Origin of the sequence: Bradyrhizobium sp. SZCCHNR1043 (assembly GCF_032489675.1) — a bacterium.
Classification (GTDB): Bacteria; Pseudomonadota; Alphaproteobacteria; order Rhizobiales; family Xanthobacteraceae; genus Bradyrhizobium.
This window is the reverse complement of record NZ_JAUEYN010000005.1, coordinates 321,071-343,198: the sequence shown is the minus strand read 5'-3', so window position 1 is coordinate 343,198 and position 22,128 is coordinate 321,071. Positions and strand designations below refer to the sequence as shown.

General features: G+C 64.8%; 14 protein-coding genes. 6 read left to right on the top strand and 8 right to left on the bottom strand.

Annotated features, from left to right (window positions below; translation table 11 throughout):
- Positions 1 to 8 precede the first annotated feature (8 nt).
- From QX039_RS11235 to QX039_RS11220, 4 genes are read right to left on the bottom strand one after another with little or no spacing between them, the layout of a single operon-like run.
- Complete coding sequence (locus QX039_RS11235; protein ID WP_315738040.1) at positions 9 to 3,113, bottom strand: efflux RND transporter permease subunit; 3,105 nt, start codon at positions 3,111 to 3,113, stop codon at positions 9 to 11.
- Positions 3,113 to 6,241, bottom strand: a complete 3,129-nt coding sequence (locus QX039_RS11230) for an efflux RND transporter permease subunit (protein WP_315738041.1) — start codon at positions 6,239 to 6,241, stop codon at positions 3,113 to 3,115. Before QX039_RS11230 ends, QX039_RS11235 begins: the two co-directional genes overlap by 1 nt.
- A 29-nt stretch (positions 6,242 to 6,270) precedes the next feature.
- A complete protein-coding gene (locus QX039_RS11225) occupies positions 6,271 to 7,665 on the bottom strand; it encodes an efflux RND transporter periplasmic adaptor subunit (protein WP_315738042.1) in 1,395 nt (464 codons plus the stop codon).
- On the bottom strand, positions 7,655 to 9,109 hold the full coding sequence (locus QX039_RS11220) for an efflux transporter outer membrane subunit (protein ID WP_315738043.1): 1,455 nt from the start codon (positions 9,107 to 9,109) through the stop codon (positions 7,655 to 7,657). The genes QX039_RS11225 and QX039_RS11220 overlap by 11 nt, the downstream gene beginning before the upstream one ends.
- Positions 9,110 to 9,476: 367 nt before the next feature.
- Here QX039_RS11220 and QX039_RS11215 point away from each other — a divergent pair, with 367 nt between their 5' ends.
- The 4 genes from QX039_RS11215 to QX039_RS11200 all read left to right on the top strand — a co-directional run bounded on the left by QX039_RS11215 (position 9,477) and on the right by QX039_RS11200 (position 14,102).
- On the top strand, positions 9,477 to 10,790 hold the full coding sequence (locus QX039_RS11215; RefSeq protein WP_315738044.1) for an NAD(P)/FAD-dependent oxidoreductase: 1,314 nt from the start codon (positions 9,477 to 9,479) through the stop codon (positions 10,788 to 10,790).
- Between the two features lie 7 nt (positions 10,791 to 10,797).
- Positions 10,798 to 11,643 carry a DUF1365 domain-containing protein gene (locus QX039_RS11210; RefSeq protein ID WP_315738045.1) on the top strand — a complete coding sequence of 282 codons (846 nt, stop codon included), beginning with the start codon at positions 10,798 to 10,800 and terminating at the stop codon, positions 11,641 to 11,643.
- Positions 11,644 to 11,753: 110 nt separating this feature from the next.
- Entirely contained in the window at positions 11,754 to 12,986 is a 1,233-nt protein-coding gene (locus tag QX039_RS11205) for a cyclopropane-fatty-acyl-phospholipid synthase family protein (protein WP_315738046.1), read from the top strand.
- 81 nt (positions 12,987 to 13,067) lie between these two features.
- The gene (locus tag QX039_RS11200) at positions 13,068 to 14,102 is read left to right on the top strand and encodes a cysteine synthase A (RefSeq protein ID WP_315738047.1); all 1,035 of its coding nucleotides are present in this window, start codon (positions 13,068 to 13,070) and stop codon (positions 14,100 to 14,102) included.
- Positions 14,103 to 14,166: 64 nt separating this feature from the next.
- On the opposite strand, the gene QX039_RS11195 is transcribed toward QX039_RS11200, so the two are convergent.
- The 4 genes from QX039_RS11195 to QX039_RS11180 are packed head-to-tail and all read right to left on the bottom strand — an operon-like array spanning position 14,167 to position 18,700.
- Positions 14,167 to 14,910 (bottom strand): amino acid ABC transporter ATP-binding protein, encoded by a 744-nt coding sequence (locus QX039_RS11195; protein WP_315711850.1) that lies wholly within the window; start codon positions 14,908 to 14,910, stop codon positions 14,167 to 14,169.
- A gap of 22 nt (positions 14,911 to 14,932) precedes the next feature.
- Positions 14,933 to 16,453 carry an amino acid ABC transporter permease gene (locus QX039_RS11190; protein WP_315738048.1) on the bottom strand — a complete coding sequence of 507 codons (1,521 nt, stop codon included), beginning with the start codon at positions 16,451 to 16,453 and terminating at the stop codon, positions 14,933 to 14,935.
- Entirely contained in the window at positions 16,450 to 17,655 is a 1,206-nt protein-coding gene (locus QX039_RS11185; RefSeq protein ID WP_315738049.1) for an amino acid ABC transporter permease, read from the bottom strand. Before QX039_RS11185 ends, QX039_RS11190 begins: the two co-directional genes overlap by 4 nt.
- 28 nt (positions 17,656 to 17,683) lie before the next feature.
- Positions 17,684 to 18,700 carry an amino acid ABC transporter substrate-binding protein gene (locus QX039_RS11180; RefSeq protein WP_315738050.1) on the bottom strand — a complete coding sequence of 339 codons (1,017 nt, stop codon included), beginning with the start codon at positions 18,698 to 18,700 and terminating at the stop codon, positions 17,684 to 17,686.
- 315 nt (positions 18,701 to 19,015) lie between these two features.
- On the opposite strand from QX039_RS11180, the gene metC reads away from it, so the two are divergent.
- A complete protein-coding gene (gene metC, locus QX039_RS11175; protein ID WP_315738051.1) occupies positions 19,016 to 20,209 on the top strand; it encodes a cystathionine beta-lyase in 1,194 nt (397 codons plus the stop codon).
- Positions 20,210 to 20,329: 120 nt separating this feature from the next.
- The gene (locus QX039_RS11170; RefSeq protein WP_315738052.1) at positions 20,330 to 22,024 is read left to right on the top strand and encodes a Na/Pi cotransporter family protein; all 1,695 of its coding nucleotides are present in this window, start codon (positions 20,330 to 20,332) and stop codon (positions 22,022 to 22,024) included.
- The last annotated feature ends 104 nt before the right edge of the window (positions 22,025 to 22,128 follow it).

The following is a 22,128-nucleotide window of genomic DNA, read 5'->3' as shown; positions in this document are numbered from 1 at the left end:
ACAACGGCTCATTCGGCGGGCGCGGCAAGCGGCTCCGGCGCAGGCCGGCGGCGTAGCCGGTCGATCAGCAGGTAGATCACCGGCGTGGTGTAGAGGGTGAGGATCTGCGACACCAGGAGGCCGCCAATGATGGTGATGCCGAGGGGACGGCGCAGCTCGGTGCCGGGACCGGTCGCGATCACCAGCGGCAGGCCGGCGAACAGCGCGGCGAGCGTCGTCATCAGGATCGGGCGAAAGCGCACCCGGCAGGCCTCGAAGATCGCATCGGCCGAGGACATGCCGCGCTGGCGCTCGGCCTCGAGCGCGAAGTCGACCAGCATGATGCCGTTCTTCTTGACGATGCCGATCAGCAGGATGATGCCGACGAAGGCGATCACGGTCAGCGGCGTATTGGTGATCTGCAGCGCGAGCAGCGCGCCGAGCCCCGCCGACGGTAGCGTCGAGATGATGGTCAGCGGATGCGCCAGGCTCTCATAGAGCACGCCGAGCACGATATACATCGCGGCCAGGGCGAACAGGATCAAGAGCGGCTGGCGGCCGCTGCTCTTGTTGAAGTCTCCGGCATTGCCGTCGAAGCTGCCGCGGATGCCCTCCGGCATGTGCAGCTCATCGACGGCGCGCTGGATGTTGGCCGTCGCGGTCTGCAAGGGCACGTCCGGCAGCAGGTTGAACGACACGGTGGTCGAAGGGAACGATTGTGAGTGATACACCGCCAGCGGTGATAGGCCGCGCTCGGCCTTGACCAGCGCCGACAACGGCACCTGCGCGTCCCCTGCCCCGGCCACATAGATGCGGTCGAGATTGGAGGGATCAGTCTGGAATTTCGGGTCGATCTCCAGCACGACCATGTACTGGTTGCGCTGGCTGTAGACGATCGAGATCTGGCGTTGCGCGAAGGCGTTGTTGAGCGCGTTGTCGATGTCCTGGACGCGGACGCCGAGGCTCGCCGCCTTCTGTCGGTCGATCCGCAGCGCGAGCTGCAGGCCACCGGGATCGCGGTCGCTGGAAATGTCGGTGATGCCGTCGACCGTCTCCAGGCGCTTGGCGACGATCGGCGCCCATTTCTGCAGAAGGTCGAGATCGGGGCTGCTCAACGTGTACTGGTAGTCGGAATCGCTCTGACGACCGCCGGTGCGCACGTCCTGCGCGGCGAACATGAAGAGCCGAATGCCGGGGACCATCGCGAGGCTCCGCCTGAGGCGGTTGATCACGAGCTCAGTCGAGACGCCCTCGCGCTCCGCCGGGGGCTTGAGGTTGATGAACATGGTGCCGCGGTTGGACGTCGCGCCGCCCGGCCCGCCGCCGCCCCCGATCGTCGAGCCGATCCCGGCCACGGCGGGATCGGCCATCACGATGTCGGCGAGCCGCTGCTGCAGGCCCAGCATGGACTGGAACGAAATGTCGGCCGAGGCGCGCGTCGCACCGATGACGAAGCCGGAATCGTCGGTCGGGAAATAGCCCTTGGGCACCTTGATGTAGAGCGTCACCGTGAGCGCGATGGTGGCGAAGAACACGATCAGGGTAAGGAACGGATAAACCAGCACGCCGCGCAGCGTCCAGGCATAGAAGCGGACCATGCCGGACAGCGCGCCTTCGACGATACGGTCGAACCAGGTGGCACGATCGGACAGCGTCTCCTTGATGTAATGCGCGCAGATCATCGGCGTCACCGTCAGCGACACCAATGTCGACACGACGATTGCGAAGGTCAGCGTCAGCGAGAACTCACGCAGGAGACGGCCGACGACGCCGTCCATGAAGATCAAGGGCACGAAGGCTGCAATCAAAGAAAGGCTGATCGACAACACGGTAAAGCCGATCTGGCGGGCGCCATCGAGCGCGGCGCGCATCGGCGACAGGCCATGCTCGAGATTGCGGTACATGTTCTCGATCATGACGATGGCGTCGTCGACGACGAAGCCGACGGAGATCGCGAGCGCCATCAGCGAGAGATTGTCGATCGAGAAGCCTGCGAGCCACATCGCCGCGCAGGTGCCAGCCAGCGCCAGCGGCACCGAGACGCCGGCCGCGACCGTCGGCACCAGGCGGCGCAGGAACATGAACACGACGACCATCACCAGCACGGCGGTCGCGAGCAAGGTCCACTGCATGTCCTCGACCGAGGCGCGAATGGTCCCTGTGCGGTCGACCAGAGTGGAGATCTCGATGCCGGCCGGCAGCCATTGCTTGAGCTCCGGGATCAGCGCCTTCACGCGGTCGACGGTCTCGATGACATTGGCGTCGCCCTGCTTGGCGATCTGGATCAGCACCGCCGGCTGCTTGTTGAACCAGGCAATCGAACGCACGTTGCGTACGGAATCCTCGACGTCGGCGACATCCGACAGCCGCACGAAGCTGCCATTGCTGCTCTTGATCAGGATGTCGCGGAATTCGGCCGCACTGCGCATCTGCCGGTTGATGGCAATGGTCTCGCTCTGCCGCGCGCCCTCGAAGATGCCGACCGGCCCGATCGGATTGGCATTGATGATCGCCGTCCGGACATCGTCGGTCGAAATCCCGGCATTGGCGAGCGAGACCGGATTGAGTGCGATGCGCACGGCAGGCTGATCGGCGCCGCTGACCGTGACATTGCCGACGCCGGGCACCTGGAACAGACGCTGCGCCAGAACGGTGTCGGCGACGTCGTACATCGCGCTCGGCGTCATCGTCTTCGAGGTCAGGGCCAGAACGAATACGGGAGCCGCGGCCGTGTTCGCCTTGCGGAAGCGCGGCAGCGCCGGCAGGTCGCTCGGAAGGTCCGACAGCGAGGCGTTGATGGCCGCCTGGACGTCACGCGCGGCCTTGTCGATGTCGCGGCCGATCGAGAACTGGATCTGGATGTTGGTGGTGCCGAGCGAGCTCGTCGATGTGATCTGGTCGACACCTGCGATTTCGCCGAGCCGCCGCTCCAACGGCGCCGCGACCGTCCCCGCCATGACGGACGGGTCCGCACCCGGGCGCGACGCGCTGACGAAGATCGCGGGGAAATCGACGTTCGGCACGGGCGCGACGGGAAGGAAGATATAGGCGACGATCCCGACCAGGAACAAGCCGATCGAGAGCAGCGTGGTGCCGACCGGCCGGCGAATGAACGGCTCGGAGATCGAGGCCATCACTGGATGCCTTCGGTCGCACCTGCGATCGGCGGCGACGGCAGGTTCGGCGCCGGCGGCAGCGCGCGCTCGAAGCGACGATTGATGCGGTCGAGCGCGAGATAGATGACCGGCGTCGTGTACAGCGTCAGCAATTGGCTGAGCAGCAGGCCGCCAATGATGGAGATGCCGAGCGGAAAGCGCAGCTCCGAGCCGGTGCCGCTCTCGATCGCCAGCGGCAGCGCGCCGAACAGCGCGGCCAGGGTCGTCATCATGATCGGGCGGAAGCGCAGGAGACACGCCTGCACGATCGCTTCGTAGGGTGTGCGGTTTTCGTGACGCTCCGCTTCGAGCGCGAAGTCGATCATCATGATCGCGTTCTTCTTGACGATACCCATCAGCAGAATGATGCCGATCAAGCCGATGACCGAGAGATCCTGGCCGAACAGCATCAAGGCCAGGATGGCGCCGACGCCCGCCGACGGCAAGGTCGACAGGATCGTGATCGGATGGATGTAGCTCTCATAGAGCACGCCGAGCACGATGTAGATCGTGACCACGGCCGCCAGCAGCAACCAGGGCTGGCCGGCCAGCGACTTGGCGAACTCGGCGGCATCGCCCGAATAGACACCGATGATGCTGCCGGGCATGCCGATGCGGTTCTCGGTCGCATGGAGCGCCTCGACCGCCTCGCTCAGCGCCGCGCCGGACGCGAGATTGAAGCTCAGCGACACCGCCGGAAACTGCGCCTGGTGCGAGATGGCGAGCGGCGCGGTGGTGCGCTTCAGGCTCGCCACCGCCGAGAGCGGCACTTGGCCGCCGGCGCCAGGCAGATAGAGCTTCGATAGGATCGAGGGATCGCGCTGATACATCGGCAGCGCCTCCAGCACGACGCGGTACTGATTGGCCTGACCATAGATCGTCGAGATCTGCCGCTGCGCGAAGGCGTCGTTGAGCGTGTCGGTGACGCCCTGCAGACTGACGCCGAGCTGGCCGGCGCGCTGGCGGTCAATGGTCAGCTCCGCGCGCAGGCCGCCCTCCTGGGCTTCGGAGGAGGCGTCGCGGAATAGAGGGTCGCGGCGCATTTCTCCGACAAGCTGCCTCGCCCATTTCGACACCTCGGTGGCATCGGCGCCGGTCAGCGTGTACTGATATTGCGAGCGGCTCGCCTGGGTCGAGATCTGCACGTCCTGGACCGGCTGGAAGTACACGGTCATGCCGGGCACGCCCGAGGTCTTCTGCTTCAGCCGATCGATCACCTCGGCGACGCCATCTTGCCGCTCGCCAAGCGGCTTCAAGGTCATGACGAGACGGCCGACATTGGTGGTCGGGTTGACCGATCCGGCGCCGATCACCGAGACGACGCCGACGACGTCGGCGTCAGCTTGGATCGCGGCGGCGACGTCCGCCTGGCGTTTCGTCATTTCGGCGAACGACACGTCGGGGCCGGCCTCGGTCACCGCAGTGATCGAGCCGGTATCCTGCAGCGGCAGAAAGCCCTTGGGCGCGACGACGTAGAGCGCCAAGGTCGCCGCCAAGGTCGCGAAGGTCACGACCAGCGTCTCGGTCTGGCGATCCAGCACCCACAGCAGGCTGCGATGATAGACGGCCACGGTACGGTCGATGAAGCGGCTGACGGCGTTCAGCCCCGGCAGCACCCACTCCTCGCTGGCGTGCTTCAACAGCCGCGAGCACATCATCGGCGTCAAGGTCAACGACACCACCGCCGATGTCACCACTGCAATCGTCAGCGTCAGCGCAAATTCCCGAAACATGCGGCCGACCAGACCGGACATGAACAAGAGTGGAATGAACACTGCGATCAGCGATACCGTCAGCGAGATGACAGTGAAGCCGATCTCGCGCGCGCCTCGCAGCGAGGCGTTCATCGCGCTCTCGCCATTCTCCATGTGGCGCACGATGTTCTCGATCATCACGATGGCGTCGTCGACGACGAAGCCGGTGCCGATCGTGAGTGCCATCAGCGAGAGATTGTCGAGGCTGAAGCCGGCGAAGTACATCACGCCGAAGCTCGTGATCAGCGACAGCGGCAGCGCGACGCCGGCGATGATCGTGGCCCGCAACGAGCGCAGGAACAGCAGCACGACCAGCGTCACCAGCACCACGCTGAGCAGCAGCGTGAACTGCACGTCGTGCACCGAGGCGCGGATGGTCACGGTACGATCGCTGACGATAGCGAGCTTCACCCCGGCCGGAATCATGCGCTGCAGCTTCGGGATCTCGGCACGGATCTGCTTGACGACCTCGATGACGTTGGCACCCGGCTGGCGCTGGATGTCGAGGATGACCGCAGGGACACCCTGGTACCAGCCGCCGGTCCGATCGTTCTCCAGACCATCGAGAATCGTTGCGACATCGCCGATCGTGACCGACGAGCCGTTGCGGTAGGCGATGATGATCGGCTTGTAGGCGTCGGCGGCCCCGATCTGGTCGTTGGCCGTGATCAGATAGGCCTGCTGCGCCCCGTCCAGCGATCCCTTGGGTCCGGAGACGTTGGCGCCTGCGATGGCGGCGCGCAGGTCCTCTATCGAGATGCCATAGGCCGCGAGCCGCGCCAGGTCGGCCTGCACGCGCACCGCGGGCTTCAGTCCGCCGAGCACCGAGACGCGGCCGACGCCGGAGACCTGGCTCAGCCGCTGCGCCAGGATCGTGTCGGCCATGTCGCTCATCGCGCGCAAAGAGATCGTGTCCGAGGTCAGCGCGAGCGTCATGACCGGCGCGTCGGCCGGATTGACCTTGGCGTAGGTCGGCGGATAGGGCAGCGACTTTGGCAAGACGCCGGCGGCGGCATTGATTGCCGCCTGGACGTCCTGCGTGGCGCCGTCGATGTCGCGTCCGAGATCGAACTGCAGCGAGATCTGGCTGACGCCGAACGAGCTTGTCGAGTTCATCGCGGACAACGACGGGATCTGGCCGAGCTGGCGTTCCAGCGGGGCCGTGATCAGCGAGGCGATCACATCAGGGCTGGCGCCCGGCAGTTGCGTCGTCACCTGGACAGTCGGGAAGTCGACCTGCGGCAGGGCCGAGACCGGCAGCGCGAGATAGCCAAGCAGGCCGCCGATCAGCAGGGCGACGCCGAGCAGCGAGGTCGCGATGGGACGGCGGATGAAGGGTTCGGAGACGCTCATCGCGACTGCTCGTCACTCTTGCGCTTGCGTCATGGCTGTGCCTTCGCGCCGCGACCTGCCTCACTCCCTCCCTGGGGCGCTGCACCGCCGGCGTCGGTCTGCCCCCCAGCCTCAGGCCTGCGGCGCCGCTCGCCGTCCTTCGGCGCGCCTTCGGGTGGCGCTCCGCCCTCCTTCGCCTGCTCTTTTCCTTGCGGATTGCGGCTGCGCTTGCGCGGCGCCAGATCGGCCTGCGGCGTCTGCTCGGCGCGTCCGACCACGACTTTGACGCCGTCGGCCAGATTGGCAAAGCCGGTCGTCACCACGCGGTCCGACGGGCTAAAGCCGCTGGCGATCACGGCCTCGCTCTCGTTCTGCTGCACGACCGTCACCGGATGGGCCGAGGCGATGTCGCCCTCGCCGATCACGTAGCTGAACGTGCCTGCCGGCCCGCGCTGCACGGCCGAGGTCGGCACCGTGATCGCCTGCGACAAGATCTCGACCTTGAGGCGGACATTGACGAACTGTCCGGGCCAGAGCTGGAATTTGCCGTTGGGGAATTCTGCTTTCAGTTTCAGCGTGCCCGTCGTCTGATCGACCTGGTTGTCGATACCCCGCAACGTGCCGGTGTCGATGACGGTGACGCCGTCATTGCCGAACACGTCGACAGCGAGCGGCCCCTTGGCGGCGGCCGCATTGACGCGCATGATCTGCTGCTGCGGCAGGCTGAACTGCACCGCGATCGGCTGAAGCTGCGTGATGACGACGAGACCGGTCGCGTCGGAGGCATGAACGATGTTGCCCTGGTCGACCTGGCGCAGGCCGGCGCGGCCGGACAACGGCGCCACGATCTTGGTGTAGCTCAAGGTCGTCGCCGCATTATCGATCGCGGCCTGATCCGCCTTGATCAGCGCCTGCTGCTGCGCCACCACCGCGCGCTGCGTGTCGGCCTGCTGCTTGGAGCCGGCATTGCTGGCGGCCAGCTGCTCGTAGCGGGCGAGGTCGAGCTTCTGGTTGGCAAGCTGCGCCTCGTCCTGTGCCTTCTTGGCGACGGCCTGGTCGTACTGCGCCTGGTAGATCGCCGGATCGATCTCGGCGAGCACGTCGCCCTTCTTGACGTCCTGCCCCTCGACGAAATTGACGGCGATCAGCTTGCCGTCGACCTGGGAGCGCACCGTGACGGTGTTGAGCGCGCGCACCGCGCCGACGCCGTCGAGATAGACCGGCACGTCCTTGATGACAGGCGAGGCGGCCAGGACCGGAACCGGAAGGTCGGGCCGCGCGAAGCGGTTGTTGGCCTGCTGCTTCTGCTGCATCGCCGACCAGCCGATATAGCCGAGGCCGCCCAGGATCAGCAGCGTGATCGTGATCGACACCAGCCGCCGTGCCACGCTGGACCGCGCGCGCTTCACTGCCGCTGCTCCCTTCTCGTCCGGTTTAAAGAGCATCGGCCGACTTCTCCATGCGCGGCTCCCAGCCGCCGCCGAGCGCCTGATAGAGGCTCACGAACGCCTGCAGGCGCGCCAGTTGCGCCTGCCATAGCGCGTCCTCGGCCTGGAACAGCGTCAATTGCGTATTCAAGACTGTCACGATGTCGGCAGTTCCCGCGCGCAGTTGCTGCTCGGAGAGCTGGAAGGCGCGGCGGGAGGCGGCAACGACTTCTCGCTGCAATTGCAACTTGATCGTGGTCTGCTTGATCGAGAACAGCGCATTGTTGACGTCGGTGAAAGACTGGATGACCGTCTTGCGGTAGGTTTGCAGCAGCTCGTCCTGTCGCGCCTTGGCGTTCTCGAAATTGCCCAGGATTCTGCCACCATCGAAGATCGGCTGGGTCAGGCTGCCGGCGAGGCTGAAGAACGCCGCATGCGGCTGAAACAGCGACACCAGTGCTGCGCTCTGGTAGCCGCCATTGCCGGTCAGCTGGATGCTGGGAAAGAACTGCGCCCGCGCGCTGCCGACATTGGCGGTGGCCGACGCCAGCTGCGCTTCCTGCCGGCGGATGTCCGGCCGTTGCGTCAAGAGTTCGGACGGCAGCCCGGGCGTGACCCGCGGCGTCCTGATCCGGTCGAGCGAGCCGCCGGCAATGCGAATGCCCTCGGGCGATCGCGCGACCAGCACGGCCAGCGCGTTGACGTTCTGATCGAGCGTCTGGCGCAGCGGCGGCACCGCCGCCTTCTGGTTGGCGAGCACGCTCTCCTGCTGCGCGACGTCGAGATCATTGCCGGTGCCCGCCTTCTGCCGCTCGCGGATGGCATCGAGCACACGCGTGGCGCTGGCGATGTTGCGCTCGGCGGTCCGAATCCGATCCTGAGCGGCCAGCACCTGGAAATAGGCATTGGCGACGGTGGCGAGCGTCGTCAACTGCGTGACGTCGCGGTCGAAGCGGTTGGCCACCGCGGTTTCCTCGGCCGCCTGCAGCGCGTCGCGATTCTGGCCGAAGAAGTCGAGCTGGTAGCTCGCAGAGAGCGAGGCTTGGTAATTGACGACCTCGCGGCCGCCATTGGTGAGCCCGCTGGAGCTCGACCCGGACGTGCGCGAATAGGTCTCCTGCCCCGTGCTCGACAGGCTTGGCAGCAGCGCCGCGCCGGCCTGCCGCGCCAGCGCATCGGCCTGCCGGAACCTTGCCACAGCAGCGGCAATATCAAGGTTGACGCTCTGCGCCTCCTCCATCAGCTGGGTCAGCTCGCGTGATCCGAAGCCGCGCCACCAATCCAGCGGCGGCGGCGCCGCCATATCGGAACCGGACGCCGCCTTGTAGCGCTGGGGCAAGTCGAGGGCCGGATCGGGAATATCCTGGGTCAGCAGGCAGCCGGCCGAGTTCGCCGCCAATCCGATCGCCGCCAGCCAGTGGACAAATCGCCGCAGGGTAGCCGGCACACGGCGCTCCCGCATCCCGGCGACGATCCGCGGGTCAGCGGACGCGCGGCAAGGCTCGTCGACGGCGATCGGCACGATGGACACTGGCGTGATGCTTCCCTGTAGTCTTGGGAATCATTCTAGCCGCAGCCCACGGCGCCGGACAGCCCTGCAGCCCCCCGTCCCCCCAGCAGCGATGGTGCCGATAAAGTCCACCGAATCGACGAATCTCCCGTAAATCAGCGGAGTTTCGTGCAGGCACGGCCACGGGCCACGGGCTGCCGCCTTACCAAGATTTCATCTGTCGAATGCCGTTTTGGACGGGGTGTGACGCGGGGAGCGCGCCCGTGAAACCCTTTGGCGGCGACTCCGTAACTTGCACGTGAACTTCAGGGGGGCATTCATGCGAGTTGCGGTGGTCGGAACGGGTATTGCGGGTAACGCCGCGGCCTGGTCCCTGGCGAAGCGTTATCCGATCACCGTCTACGAGCGCGATCTCCGTCCGGGCGGCCACAGCCACACCGTGACGATCGACTATGACGGCGCTCCGGTCTCTGTCGACATCGGCTTCATCGTCTACAACGAGCTGAACTATCCTGAGCTCACCGCCTTGTTCGACCATCTGGGGGTCGAGACGGTCGACAGCAGCATGAGCTTTGCCGTCACCGCGGATGCCGGCCGCTTCGAATGGAAGGGGGGCGGCAACACCTGGCTCGACACCGCCAAGGGGCTGTTCGCGCAGCCGAGCAATCTGCTGTCGACATCCTATCTCTGGATGCTCAGGGACATCCTGACCTTCAACGAGCAGAGTACAGCCGACTTCAAGGCCGGGCGCCTGCATGGCCTTACGCTCCGGGATTATTTCCGGCGCAACCATTTCGCCCCGCGACTGCTCACCGACTATCTGGCGCCGATGGGTGCCGCGATCTGGTCAGCCCCGGCGTCCGAGATGCTGGACTTTCCGGCCGAGAACTTCGTCGCGTTCTTCAGCAATCACAGATTGTTGCAATATGACCGTCCGGTCTGGCGCACCGTCAAGGGCGGCAGCCGCCGCTATGTGGAGAAGCTGACGTCGAGCTTCCGCAAGCACATCCGGCTCGGCAGCGCCGTGACCAGCATCGAACGCACTGCCCACGGCGTCGTCGTTCAGGACAGCAGCGGCCGTCGCGACACCTACGATCATGTCGTGATCGCCGCACACAGCGACCAGGCGTTGTCGATGCTCACCGATGCGGACGAGCGGGAGCGCAGCATCCTCGGGGCGATCAAATATTCGCCCAACACGATCTATCTGCACCGTGACAGCAGGCTGATGCCGAAGCGTCGCCGCGCCTGGGCTTCGTGGAATTTCCTGCGCTGGCAGCGTGAGGGCGTTCCCATGAACGACGTCGCCGTCACCTATTGGATGAACAACCTCCAGGACATCGACAACGCCAAGCCGCTGTTCGTCAGCCTCAACCCACCCTTCGCTCCGGCTCCGGAGCTAACCTTTGGCAAGTATATCTGTGAGCACCCGCAATACACGGCTGCCGCCTTTGCGGCGCAGAAGCGTCTGGCAGCGATTCAGGGGCAGCGCCATACCTGGTTCTGTGGCGCCTGGACCGGCTATGGCTTTCATGAGGACGGGCTACGCTCGGGTCTCGCCGTGGCAGAGGCGCTCGGCGCGAACGTGCCGTGGCGCGGGCTTCCCACCGAGCTCGCCGAGGCTGCGGAATAGGCGCGATATGGACATGGATCACTCGGGACCAGATGACAGAACGGAAGCGGCCGCGCTCTATGTCGGACAGGTCATGCATGCCCGCATGCGCCCGACCACGCATCGCTTCCGCTATCGCGTGATGAGCCTGCTGATCGATCTCGGTCGGCTCGACCAGGCGGACCGGCAGGCTTCGCTGTTCGGGGTCAATCGGCGCGCGCTCTACAGCTTCCACGAGGCCGACCACGGTCCGGGCGACGGCTCGTCGCTACTGGCCTATGCGCAGACCTGTGCGGCGGATCAGGGGATCGATCTCAGCGGTGGGCGCGTGCTGCTGCTGTGCTATCCGCGGCTGCTCGGCTACGTGTTCAATCCGCTGTCGGTCTATTTCTGCTATCGCAGCGACGACACCCTGGCGCTGATGATCTACGAGGTCCGCAACACCTTCGGCGAGATCAAGCCCTATGTGCTGCCGGTCAGGCCGGATGAGCTATCGGCAGCAGGGCTCCGCCAGGCGCAGGACAAGACCTTCTACGTCTCGCCCTTCATCGACATGGCGATGCGTTACTATTTCCGGGTCATGCCGCCGGGCGACAATGTCAAGCTGCGGATTCTCGAAACTGGGGCCGACGGCCCCCTGCTCGCCGCAACCTTCTCCGGCCGCCGTCGCACGCTGACCTCTGGCTCCCTGCTCGCCACCTTCGTCTCGCTCCCGCTGGTGACTGTCAAAATCTTTGCCGCGATCCATTGGGAGGCGCTGCGGCTGTGGGCCAAAGGCGTCCGCCTCGTCCCGCGCGGCGAAATCAGCGCAAGCCCTGGAACCAATACCGGCTTGGCGGGGAACGGCAGCCACGCTTATATTTCACGACGCTGACCGGAAACGGCCGGCGCGCTCTGCGTCCGTGATTCCCTGCCCGCACAGGTGCCACACCGGCCAGCCGACGGGGGACGTGGGCTCGAGCCGTTTGCGTGAATGGACCTGCCATGCAGAACGTCATCCCAGTCACCCCTGACACCATCGACAAGGTGCTTGCCGATCTTCCCCGCCTGCCCCGCCTTGCCCTCGGCTTCGGCTCGCGCTTGCGGAAAGGCACGCTCGACGTGACCCTGCCGGACGGACGGGTGATCCGGCTCGGCGGCGTTGAGCCCGGGCCGGCCGCCGCAATGATCCTGGCCAATTACGGCTTCGCATCGCGCCTTCTCAATGGTGGCGACATCGGCATCGCCGAGGCCTATCTGAACGGCGACTGGGACACGCCGGACCTGACGCAGTTTCTCTATCTGTTCTGCGTCAACCAGCACCTGCTGCAGTCGATGCTGGAAGACAAGCCGCTGATCCGGTTTGCCCAGCTGGTCCGGCACTGGTTCAACCGCAACACCAAGCGTCAGGCAAAGCGCAACATCTACGCCCATTATGACATCGGGAATTCGTTCTACTCGGCGTGGCTCGATCCGAGCATGACCTACTCCTCGGCCCTGTTCGAGGAGGACACCACCGACCTCACCGCCGCGCAGACCAACAAGTACAAGCGGCTGGCCGAGGCGATCGATCTCAAGCCCGGGCAGAAGCTGCTCGAGATCGGCTGCGGCTGGGGCGGCTTTGCCGAATATGCCGCCAAGACGTTCGGCGCCCAGGTCGTTGGGCTGACGATCAGCCAACAGCAGCGCGACTTCGCGCAGCGCCGCATCCACGAGGCCGGGCTCGCCGAGAAAGTCGAAATCCGCCTGCAGGATTACCGCGACGAGCGTGACCGCTACGATCGCATCGCCTCGATCGAGATGATCGAGGCTGTCGGCGAACAGTTCTGGCCGAAATATTTCTCGCAACTGCGAGACCGTCTACTGCCGGGCGGATTGGCCGGTGTCCAGGCAATTACCATCCAGGACAGCCTGTTCCAGCACTACCGCCGCGAGGTCGACTTCATCCAACGCTACGTCTTCCCGGGAGGCATGTTGCCGACGCCGCAGATCCTGAAGTCGCTCGGCGACCGCTTTGGCATACCCGTCATCCGCGAGCGCATCTTCGGGGAAGATTATGCCAGGACGCTCGCGATCTGGCGAAAGAACTTCCGGGAGGCCTGGCCGGACCTCACGCCCGCAGGATTCGATGAGCGCTTCAGGCGGCTCTGGGAATATTATCTGTCCTACTGCGAAGCAGGTTTCCTCTCTGGGAACATCGATGTTCGCCAGGTCGTCTTTGCGAAATCAGGGGGCTGATCCGGCCGGCTTACGCTGCCCTGGATATCAGGCTAGGGTCCTCTTAAGTGTGCTCGAGGAAACTCCTACGGTATCTGCAAAATGACCATTCACAACGACGTCGTCGCGGCGATCGGCAACACGCCCCTGATCAAGCTCAATCGCGCCTCGGAGGCGACGGGCTGCACCATTCTCGGCAAGGCCGAGTTCATGAACCCGGGCCAGTCGGTCAAGGACCGTGCCGGCAAGTGGATGATCCTGGAGGCCGAGAGGCGCGGCGATCTCAAGCCCGGCGGCCTCGTGGTGGAGGCCACAGCCGGCAACACCGGCATCGGTCTGGCCGTGGTCGCCAGCGCGCGCGGCTATCGCACGCTGATCGTGATCCCGGAGACGCAGAGCCAGGAAAAGAAGGACATGCTGCGGCTGTGCGGTGCGGAGCTGGTCGAGGTGCCGGCGTTGCCGTTCAGCAATCCCAACAACTATCAGCATGTCGGGCGCAGGCTCGCCGACGAATTGCGCAAGACCGAACCGAACGGCGTGCTGTTCGCCGACCAGTGGAACAACCTCGACAACGCCAAGGCGCATTATGAGTCCACGGGACCCGAGATCTGGGAGCAGACCGGCGGCAAGGTCGACGGCTTCATCTGCGCGGTCGGCACCGGCGGCACGATCGCCGGCACGAGCCGCTATTTGAAGGACAGAAACAAGAATATCGTCACCGCCTGCGCCGATCCGCACGGCTTCGCGATGTACGAATGGTTCAAGAACGGCGTCGTCAAATCGACGCCCGGCGATTCCATCACCGAAGGCATCGGCATCGGTCGTGTGACGCCCGTGATCGAGACCGCCAAGGTCGACGACGCGTTCCTGGTGTCCGACGAGGACGCCGTCAACACGATCTACGACCTCGTACAGCATGAAGGCTTATGCCTGGGCGGCTCGACCGGCGTCAACGTCGCCGGCGCGGTGCAACTCGCCAGGAAACTCGGCCCCGGCCACACCATCGTGACCATCCTGTGCGACTCGGGCACGCGCTATCAGTCGAAGCTGTACAATCCGGAATTCATGCGTTCGAAGAACCTGCCGGTGCCGGCTTGGCTGGAGCGGCGCAGCGGCATCAAGCCGCCTTTCGTTTGAGGGCGAGTAGCGAGTAGAACTTTTCGCCCTATTCGCTATTCGCAAGTCCCTATTCGCTTCCTCATCAATGCCGCAAAATCTGGCTCAGGAACAGCTTGCTGCGCGCATGCTGCGGGTTGGCGAAGAATTCCTGCGGCGTGTTCGATTCGATGATCTGGCCGGCGTCCATGAACACGACGCGGTTGGCGACCTCGCGCGCGAAGCCCATCTCGTGGGTCACGACCAGCATGGTCATGCCCTCCTTGGCGAGATCGACCATCGTGTCGAGCACCTCCTTCACCATCTCCGGATCGAGCGCCGATGTCGGCTCGTCGAACAGCATGACCTTCGGGTTCATCGCCAGCGCGCGCGCGATGGCGACGCGCTGCTGCTGACCGCCCGACATCTGGCCCGGGTATTTCTGCGCCTGATGCGGGATCTTGACCCGCTCCAGGAACTTCATCGCAGTCGCCTCGGCTTCCTTCTGGGGGATGTTGCGCACCCAGATCGGCGCCAGGGTACAGTTCTCCAGCACGGTCAGGTGCGGAAACAGGTTGAAGCTCTGGAACACCATGCCGACCTCGCGGCGGACCTCGTCGACGCGCTTGAGGTTGGGCCCGAGATCGATGCCGTCGACATTGATCTCGCCCTCCTGGAATTCCTCGAGCGCGTTGATGCAGCGGATCAGGGTCGACTTGCCCGAGCCCGAGGGCCCGCAGATCACGATGCGCTCACCCTTCCCGACGGAGAGGTTGATGTCGCGCAGGACGTGGAATTCGCCGTACCATTTGTTGAGGGCGGAAATGCTGACGATCGAATTTGCAGTCATGGGTCTCTCGATGATCTCTGGCTCAATGGCGCCGGTGCGCATTGACGCGGCGCTCGACCAGCATGGAGTAGCGTGACATGCCGAAGCAGAAGGCGAAGTAGATCAGGCCGGTGAAGGCAAAGCCGGTGAAGGCCGTGGTCGGCGTCGCCCACACCGGATCGGCAAACGAGGCCTTGAGGCTGCCGAGCAGGTCGAACAGCGCCACGATCGACACCAGCGAGGTGTCCTTGAACAGCGAGATGAAGCTGTTGACGATGCCGGGGATGACGTGGCGCAGCGCCTGCGGCAGCACGATGAAGCTGGTCGTCTTCCACCAGGACAGCCCGAGCGCGCTCGATGCCTCCGCCTGACCACGCGGTATGGCCTGCAGGCCGCCACGGATGACCTCGGCCATGTAGGCGCCCGAGAACAGCGCGACGCCGATCAGCGCCCGAACCAGGCCGTCGACCCTGACATTGCCGGGCAGGAACAGCGGCAGCATGTAGGTGGCGAAGAACAGCACCGTGATCAGCGGCACGCCGCGCACCAGCTCGATGAAGGCAATCGAAAAGATGCGGATCAGTGGAATGGTTGAACGGCGGCCCAGCGCAAGCGCAATGCCGATCGGCATCGACGCGACGATGCCGATCACCGAGACGACCAGCGTCACCAGCATTCCGCCCCACAGCCTTGTATCGACGATGGGAAGGCCGCCGCGATCGAGGCCCATGATCGCAATGACGATGGCGATGCCGGCGAAGGCCGCGGCCGTGGCGATCACGCTGCGCAGCGCCCTGCTCCCGCCACCGACGATGAAGACCAGCGCGGTGACAATGATCGCGGAGAGCACGAGATCGTTCCACACGGGTTGGTGAGATTGCTGCAGCTCATTGCGGATCCAGACCAGCGGCCAGATCACGAGCGATGCAAGCGTACCGATCAGCACGACCAGCTTGCCGAGCAGCCATAGCAGCATGCCGACCACCGGCAAATTGTCGCCGGCGCGAACCAGCGCGTTACCGGCCGTATCGATGCTCTCGACGAACAGCTGGAGCGCGCCTGTGGTCCAGCTCACGCCGAAGCCCTCCAGCCCACCGCCATAGAGCAGGAAGAATGCGACCACCGGAAGCGCGAAGAAGAACAGGCCCGCGTTCAATCCTTTGGCCGGCAGGCGCGGGATCAGCAGCGGCGCCAGCAGCACCACCGCGAGCCCGTAGGTCAGATTGACCCGCCACCGGTCGGCCTCCGGATAGAAGCCGTACATGAACTGGCCGAACTTCGCCGAAATGTAGGGCCAACAGGCGCCGACCGGATGGCCCGCGTTCTGCGCCAGACAAGCTTCGCGGTCCTTGCCGACCCACACCGCGTCGACCAGCAGGAACTTGACCGCCGGGATCACGGTGAACCAGATCAACAGCGCGCTCACCAGGGTGAGCAGGATATTGGTCGGCGAGTTCAACAGCCTCGTGCGGACGAAGCCGACGAACCCCGTCGTCTTGATGGGCGCCGGACGTTCTCCGGCCATGTCCTGACGGATGAAGGTTGAGGCCGTGATGTCGGTCATGCGCCAAGTCTCTTCCCAAGCCGCCAGCTGTAGAAGCTCATCATCGCGCTGGTGATCAGCGACAGCGCCAGATAGACGCCCATCGTGATTCCGATGATCTCGATGGCCTGACCCGTCTGGCTCATCGTCGTGCCCGCGAACACCGAAACGAGATCGGGATAACCGATGGCGACCGCGAGCGAGGAGTTCTTGGTCAGGTTCAAATACTGGTTCGTCAGCGGCGGCAGGATGACGCGGAGCGCCTGCGGCACGACGATCAGGCGCAGCACGGTGCCGCGGCTCAGTCCGAGCGAGAGCCCCGCTTCCATCTGCCCCTTGTGGACGGAGAGGATGCCGGCACGCACCACCTCGGCGATGAACGACGCCGTGTACATGGTCAGCGCCAGGGTCAGCGCGACGAGCTCGGGAATGATGCGCGAACCGCCGGCGAAGTTGAATCCCTTGAGCGCCGGCACCTCGAACGAAATCGGCACGCCGAACACGAGCGTTGCAATCAGCGGCAGGCCGATCAGCAGCCCCAGCACGTAGGGCCAGATCCGCATCGCATGGCCGCGTACGAACAGCTCACGCCGCGCGTAATAGTGCAGACCGGCCGAGCCGACGATCGCGGCACCGAGCGCGACCAGGAACGGCATCAGGCCGGGCTCCTCGATCGGTCGCGGAACGATGAAGCCACGATTGTTGAGAAAGAACGTCGAGAAAAGAGAGATGCTCTGTCGCGGTCCGGGCAGAGCCGCCAACACCGCAAGATACCAGAACAGGATCTGGAACAGGAGCGGCAGGTTGCGGATCAGCTCGACATAGGCGCCGGAGACACGCGACAGCAGCACATTCGGTGATAGCCGGCCTAGAGCGACCAGGAAGCCCAGGATGGTCGCCAGCACGATGCCGATGACCGAGACCAGCAGGGTGTTCAGCACGCCGACGATCAGCACGCGGCTGTAGCTGTCGGAGCCGGAGTAGCTGATCAGGGTCTGGTTGACGTCGAAGCCGGCCGTGTTGTTGAGAAAGCCGAATCCCGACGTGATACGTTGGGCTGCGAGGTTGCTGCGTGCGTTGGCCACGATCTCGTAGCCAACCCACACCAGGACTGCGACGAACAGGATCTGCAGGATGATGCCGTTCCATCCTGCCTTTCCTCCGAGCATGCGCTTCAGCCGAAGCCCATATTGCGGAGGCGGTAGCCTCGCTTCGATGCTCATTCGCCGCAGCCCCGATCTCGTGCAGCGATCAGCGGATCGGCGGCGCGTACTGCAGACCGCCCTTGTTCCAGAGCTGGTTCAGACCGCGCGCAATCTGCAGCTTGGACCCTGCGCCGACGTTGCGGTCATACATCTCGCCATAATTCCCGACCGCTTTCACGATGCGCGAGAACCAGTCCTTGGTGAGGCCGAGCTGCTCGCCGAGATTGCCATCGGTGCCGAAGGCGCGCTTGAACTCGGGCTTGTCCGACTTGGCCATCTCGTCGACGTTCGCCTGCGTCACGCCGAGCTCCTCGGCGGTGACCAGCCCGAACAGCGTCCACTTGACGATGTCGAACCACTGATCGTCACCGTGACGTACCATCGGGCCCAGCGGCTCCTTCGAGATCACTTCAGGCAGCACGACGTGATCGGCCGGATTGGACAGCTTCAGCCTCTCGGCGTAGAGGCCCGAGACGTCGGTGGTAAACACGTCGCAGCGGCCGGATTCATAGGCCTTCACAGTCTCGTCGGCGCCGGCGAACGCAATTACCTCGTACTTCATCTTGTTGGCCTTAAAGTAGTCGGCGAGGTTCTGCTCGGTGGTGGTGCCGGTCTGCACGCAGACCGAGGCGCTGTTGAGCTCGAGCGCAGAATTCACCTTGAGGGCCTTCTTCACCATGAAGCCCTGGCCGTCATAATAGGTCACGCCGGCGAAATTGGCGCCCAGCGAGGTGTCCCGCGACAGGGTCCAGGTGGTGTTGCGCGACAGCACGTCCACTTCGCCCGACTGCAGTGCGGTAAAGCGGTCCTTGGCGGACAGCGGAACGAACTTCACCTTGGTCGGATCGTTGAAGATCGCGGCGGCGATGGCGCGGCAGACGTCGACGTCGATCCCGGTCCAGTTGCCCTTGTCGTCAGGCGACGAGAAGCCAGGGAGGCCCTGGCTGACGCCGCAGGCGAGCATGCCACGATCCTTGACGGTCTTGAGCGTTTCGGCCTGGGCGCCGACGCTCGCCAGCACCGGGGCGAGAGCAAGAGTGAGAGCCAGAGTGACGCGTTTCATAAATACAGCCTTTCGCGGTCGTCCTTGGGGAGCGATGAAGTCTCAGCGCGCAGGGGGGCCCGACCTGAATCCGCGTTGCAAACGCCATACCAAGAATATGGCGTACACCATGCACGACGAAGCCGTGCAGGCGAGATGAAGCGGAAATCGCGGCAAGCCCCTCAACGTGCAGCGATCGAATTGCGCCGGCATCACAGAACGACTGGCGGTCCGGGTCAAGGGGTTGACGGGCCTGTTCTGCATTCTGTTATTAACGACCGCAGTGCTGCCCGATTTCGAGCTATCCCGGCAGGTTAAGAGAGAAAAGACACGCGAATGGCATCATCGAATGACCCCGCTGCGGCGGTGCGACAAAACGTCGAAACACGGCTGATCACGGCGGGGCGGGATACTAAGGCGCAGCACGGATTCGTGAATCCCCCCGTCGTTCATGGTTCGACGGTTCTGTATCCAACCGCCGAGGACCTGCACGCACACCGCGGCGAATTCCAGTATGGCCGCCACGGCACGCCGACGACGAAGGCCCTGCAGCAGGTCCTGATGGCGCTGGAGGGACCGCAATGCGCCGGCGTCGGCATCGCACCATCCGGCCTTGGGGCAATCTCGACCACGCTGCTGTCGGTGCTCAAGGCCGGCGACCACGTGCTGGTGTGCGACAGCATCTATCGTCCGACCCGCAATTTCTGCAACGGCATGCTGGCACGCTACGGCGTCGAGACGACCTATTTCGACCCATTGATCGGCCCAGGAATTGAGCAACTGCTCAAACCAAATACACGCGCGGTGGTTGTCGAGGCGCCGGGCTCGCAGTCGTTCGAAATGCCGGACATCCCCGCCATTGCCGCGGTCGCACATGCGCACGGCGCACTGGTCATCGACGACAACACCTGGGCGACGCCGCTCTACCACCGCTCCCTCGACCAGGGCGTCGACATCAGCATGCAGGCGGCCACCAAATATATCGGCGGCCACTCCGACATCATGTTCGGCACGATTTCGGCCAATGCGAAGGCATGGCCGCTGATCGCCGAGGGCATTCGCCTGCTCGGCGTCTGCGCCGGCCCGGACGACGTGTTCCTCGCCCTGCGCGGGGTGCGGACGCTGGGCGTGCGCCTGGCGCAGCACCATCGCTCGGGGCTGGAAATGGCCCGCTGGCTCGCCGCGCGTCCCGAGGTGATCGAGGTGCTGCATCCCGCGCTGGAGAGCCATCCGGGGCATGCGATCTGGAAGCGGGACTTCACCGGCGCCTCCGGCCTGTTCAGCATCGTGCTGCAACCAAAGCCACAAGCCGCGGTCGATGCGATGCTCGACACGCTGACGCTGTTCGGAATGGGCTATTCCTGGGGCGGCTTCGAGAGCCTTGCGATTCCGTTCGACTGCGCGAGCTACCGCACGGCCACCACCTGGGCGCCGGGGGGGCCCACGCTGCGTCTGCATATCGGCCTGGAGAACGTGGAGGATCTCAAGGAGGATCTCGACCGAGGCTTTGCGGCGTTCAACGCGGCTTAAGCACGCTCGCAGCCAGCGGAGCGCCGCGCGATCGGGCAGCCGGGGCCGACAAATTGGCGTTGATGTCCCGCCGATTGGGGGTAGCCTGCGCGGCAAGGAAAGCTCGAACGAACGGAAATCATGGTTCTGCTCGATCTGATGGGCGGCGTGGCGTTGCTGCTGTGGGGCCTTCACATGGTCCACAGCGGCATTCTCCGCGCCTTCGGCCCGGATCTCCGGCTGCTGCTGTCGCGGGCGCTGCGCAACCGCTTCAGCGCCCTCGCTGCCGGCCTCGGTCTGACCGCTCTGCTCCAGAGCAGCACGGCGACCGCGCTGATCACGACCTCCTTCGCAGCGGAAGGCCTGGTCGGCCTGATCCCGGCGCTCGCGATCATGCTCGGCGCCAATATCGGCACCACGCTGATCGTCCAGGTGCTCTCGTTCAACGTGGCGGCAGTCGCCCCCATCCTGTTCGTGCTCGGCCTGGTGGCGTTCCGCAGTGGGCCGCGATCGCGCATCAAGGATCTCGGCCGAGTAGCAATCGGCCTCGGCCTGATGCTGCTGTCGCTGCATATTCTGATCGATACGTTGGCACCCGCCGAAGAAGCGCCGGCGATGCGCGTGTTCATGCAGGCGATCACGGCCGATGTCACGCTGTGCATCATCTTCGGTGCGCTCGTCACCTGGGTCGTGCACTCCAGCGTCGCCAGCGTGCTGCTGGTGATGTCGCTGGCCTATGCGCATTTCGTTACGGCCGATGCGGCGCTGGCGCTCGTGCTCGGGGCCAATCTCGGCAGCGCCGTCAACCCGGTGTTCGAGGGCGCGCACCGCGACAATCCTGCGAGCTATCGCCTGCCCGTCGGCAATCTCCTCAACCGCATCATCGGCGTCGCGCTGATCACACCCTTCCTGCATCCGCTCGCCAATTTGCTGCAATCGTGGCAACCGGATCTGTCGAAGCTGACAGCGCAGTTCCACATGGCGTTCAATCTCGGCACGGCCGTGGTCTTCATCGGCCTGCTGGGCGGCATGGAGAAGTTGCTCACGCGACTGTTTCCGGACCGCCCGGCCGAGGTCGATCCGGCGAAGCCGCGCTATCTCGACGAGACCGCGCTGGAAACCCCGTCGCTTGCGCTTGCGGACGCGGCGCGCGAGGCGCTGCGCATGGGCGATCTGGTCGAGACCATGTTGCGCAACGTCATGACCGCGATGATGACCAACGACCGTGGCCTCGTGGATCAGGTGTCACGCGCCGACAACGTCGTCGACCGGCTCGACGAGGCCATCAAGCTCTACATCACCAAGCTGACGCGCGGCAGCCTGGACGAGCGCGAGGGCAAGCGCGCGATGGAGATCATCTCCTTCGCGATCAACCTCGAGCATATCGGCGACATCATCGACAAGAACCTGAGCGAGCTCGCGACCAAGAAGATCAAACGCAGGTTCCAGTTCTCCGCTGAGGGCGCCGACGAGCTGCAGGCCTTTCATCGCCAGATCATGGAGGCGCTCCGCATCGCGTTCGGCATCTTCATGTCCGGCGATGCGCAGCAAGCCCACCAACTGCTCGATCAGAAAGCCGAGCTCCGCAACGCCGAACTCGGCGCGACCGAGCGGCACCTCGAACGTCTGCGCGAGGGCCGCTCGGAGACGCTGGAAACCACCTCGCTGCATCTCGACGTGCTGCGCGATCTCAGGCGTATCCACTCGCACATCTGCTCGGTCGCCTATCCCGTGCTCGATGCGGCCGGCGAGGTCGCGCCCCGCCGCAGCGAAGCAGTCGAGAGCGCAGAGGCCGCCGCCCTGCCCGCATCGTCGGCCCAGCCATTGCCGCGCTGAGTCTTGCGCGTCCTATCAGTGAAACTACTCTTCCGGTTTCACGACCACCGTCATTCCTGGGCAAGCGTCAATGTGCAGCCGCGACGCGGCTGCGCGTGGCGATT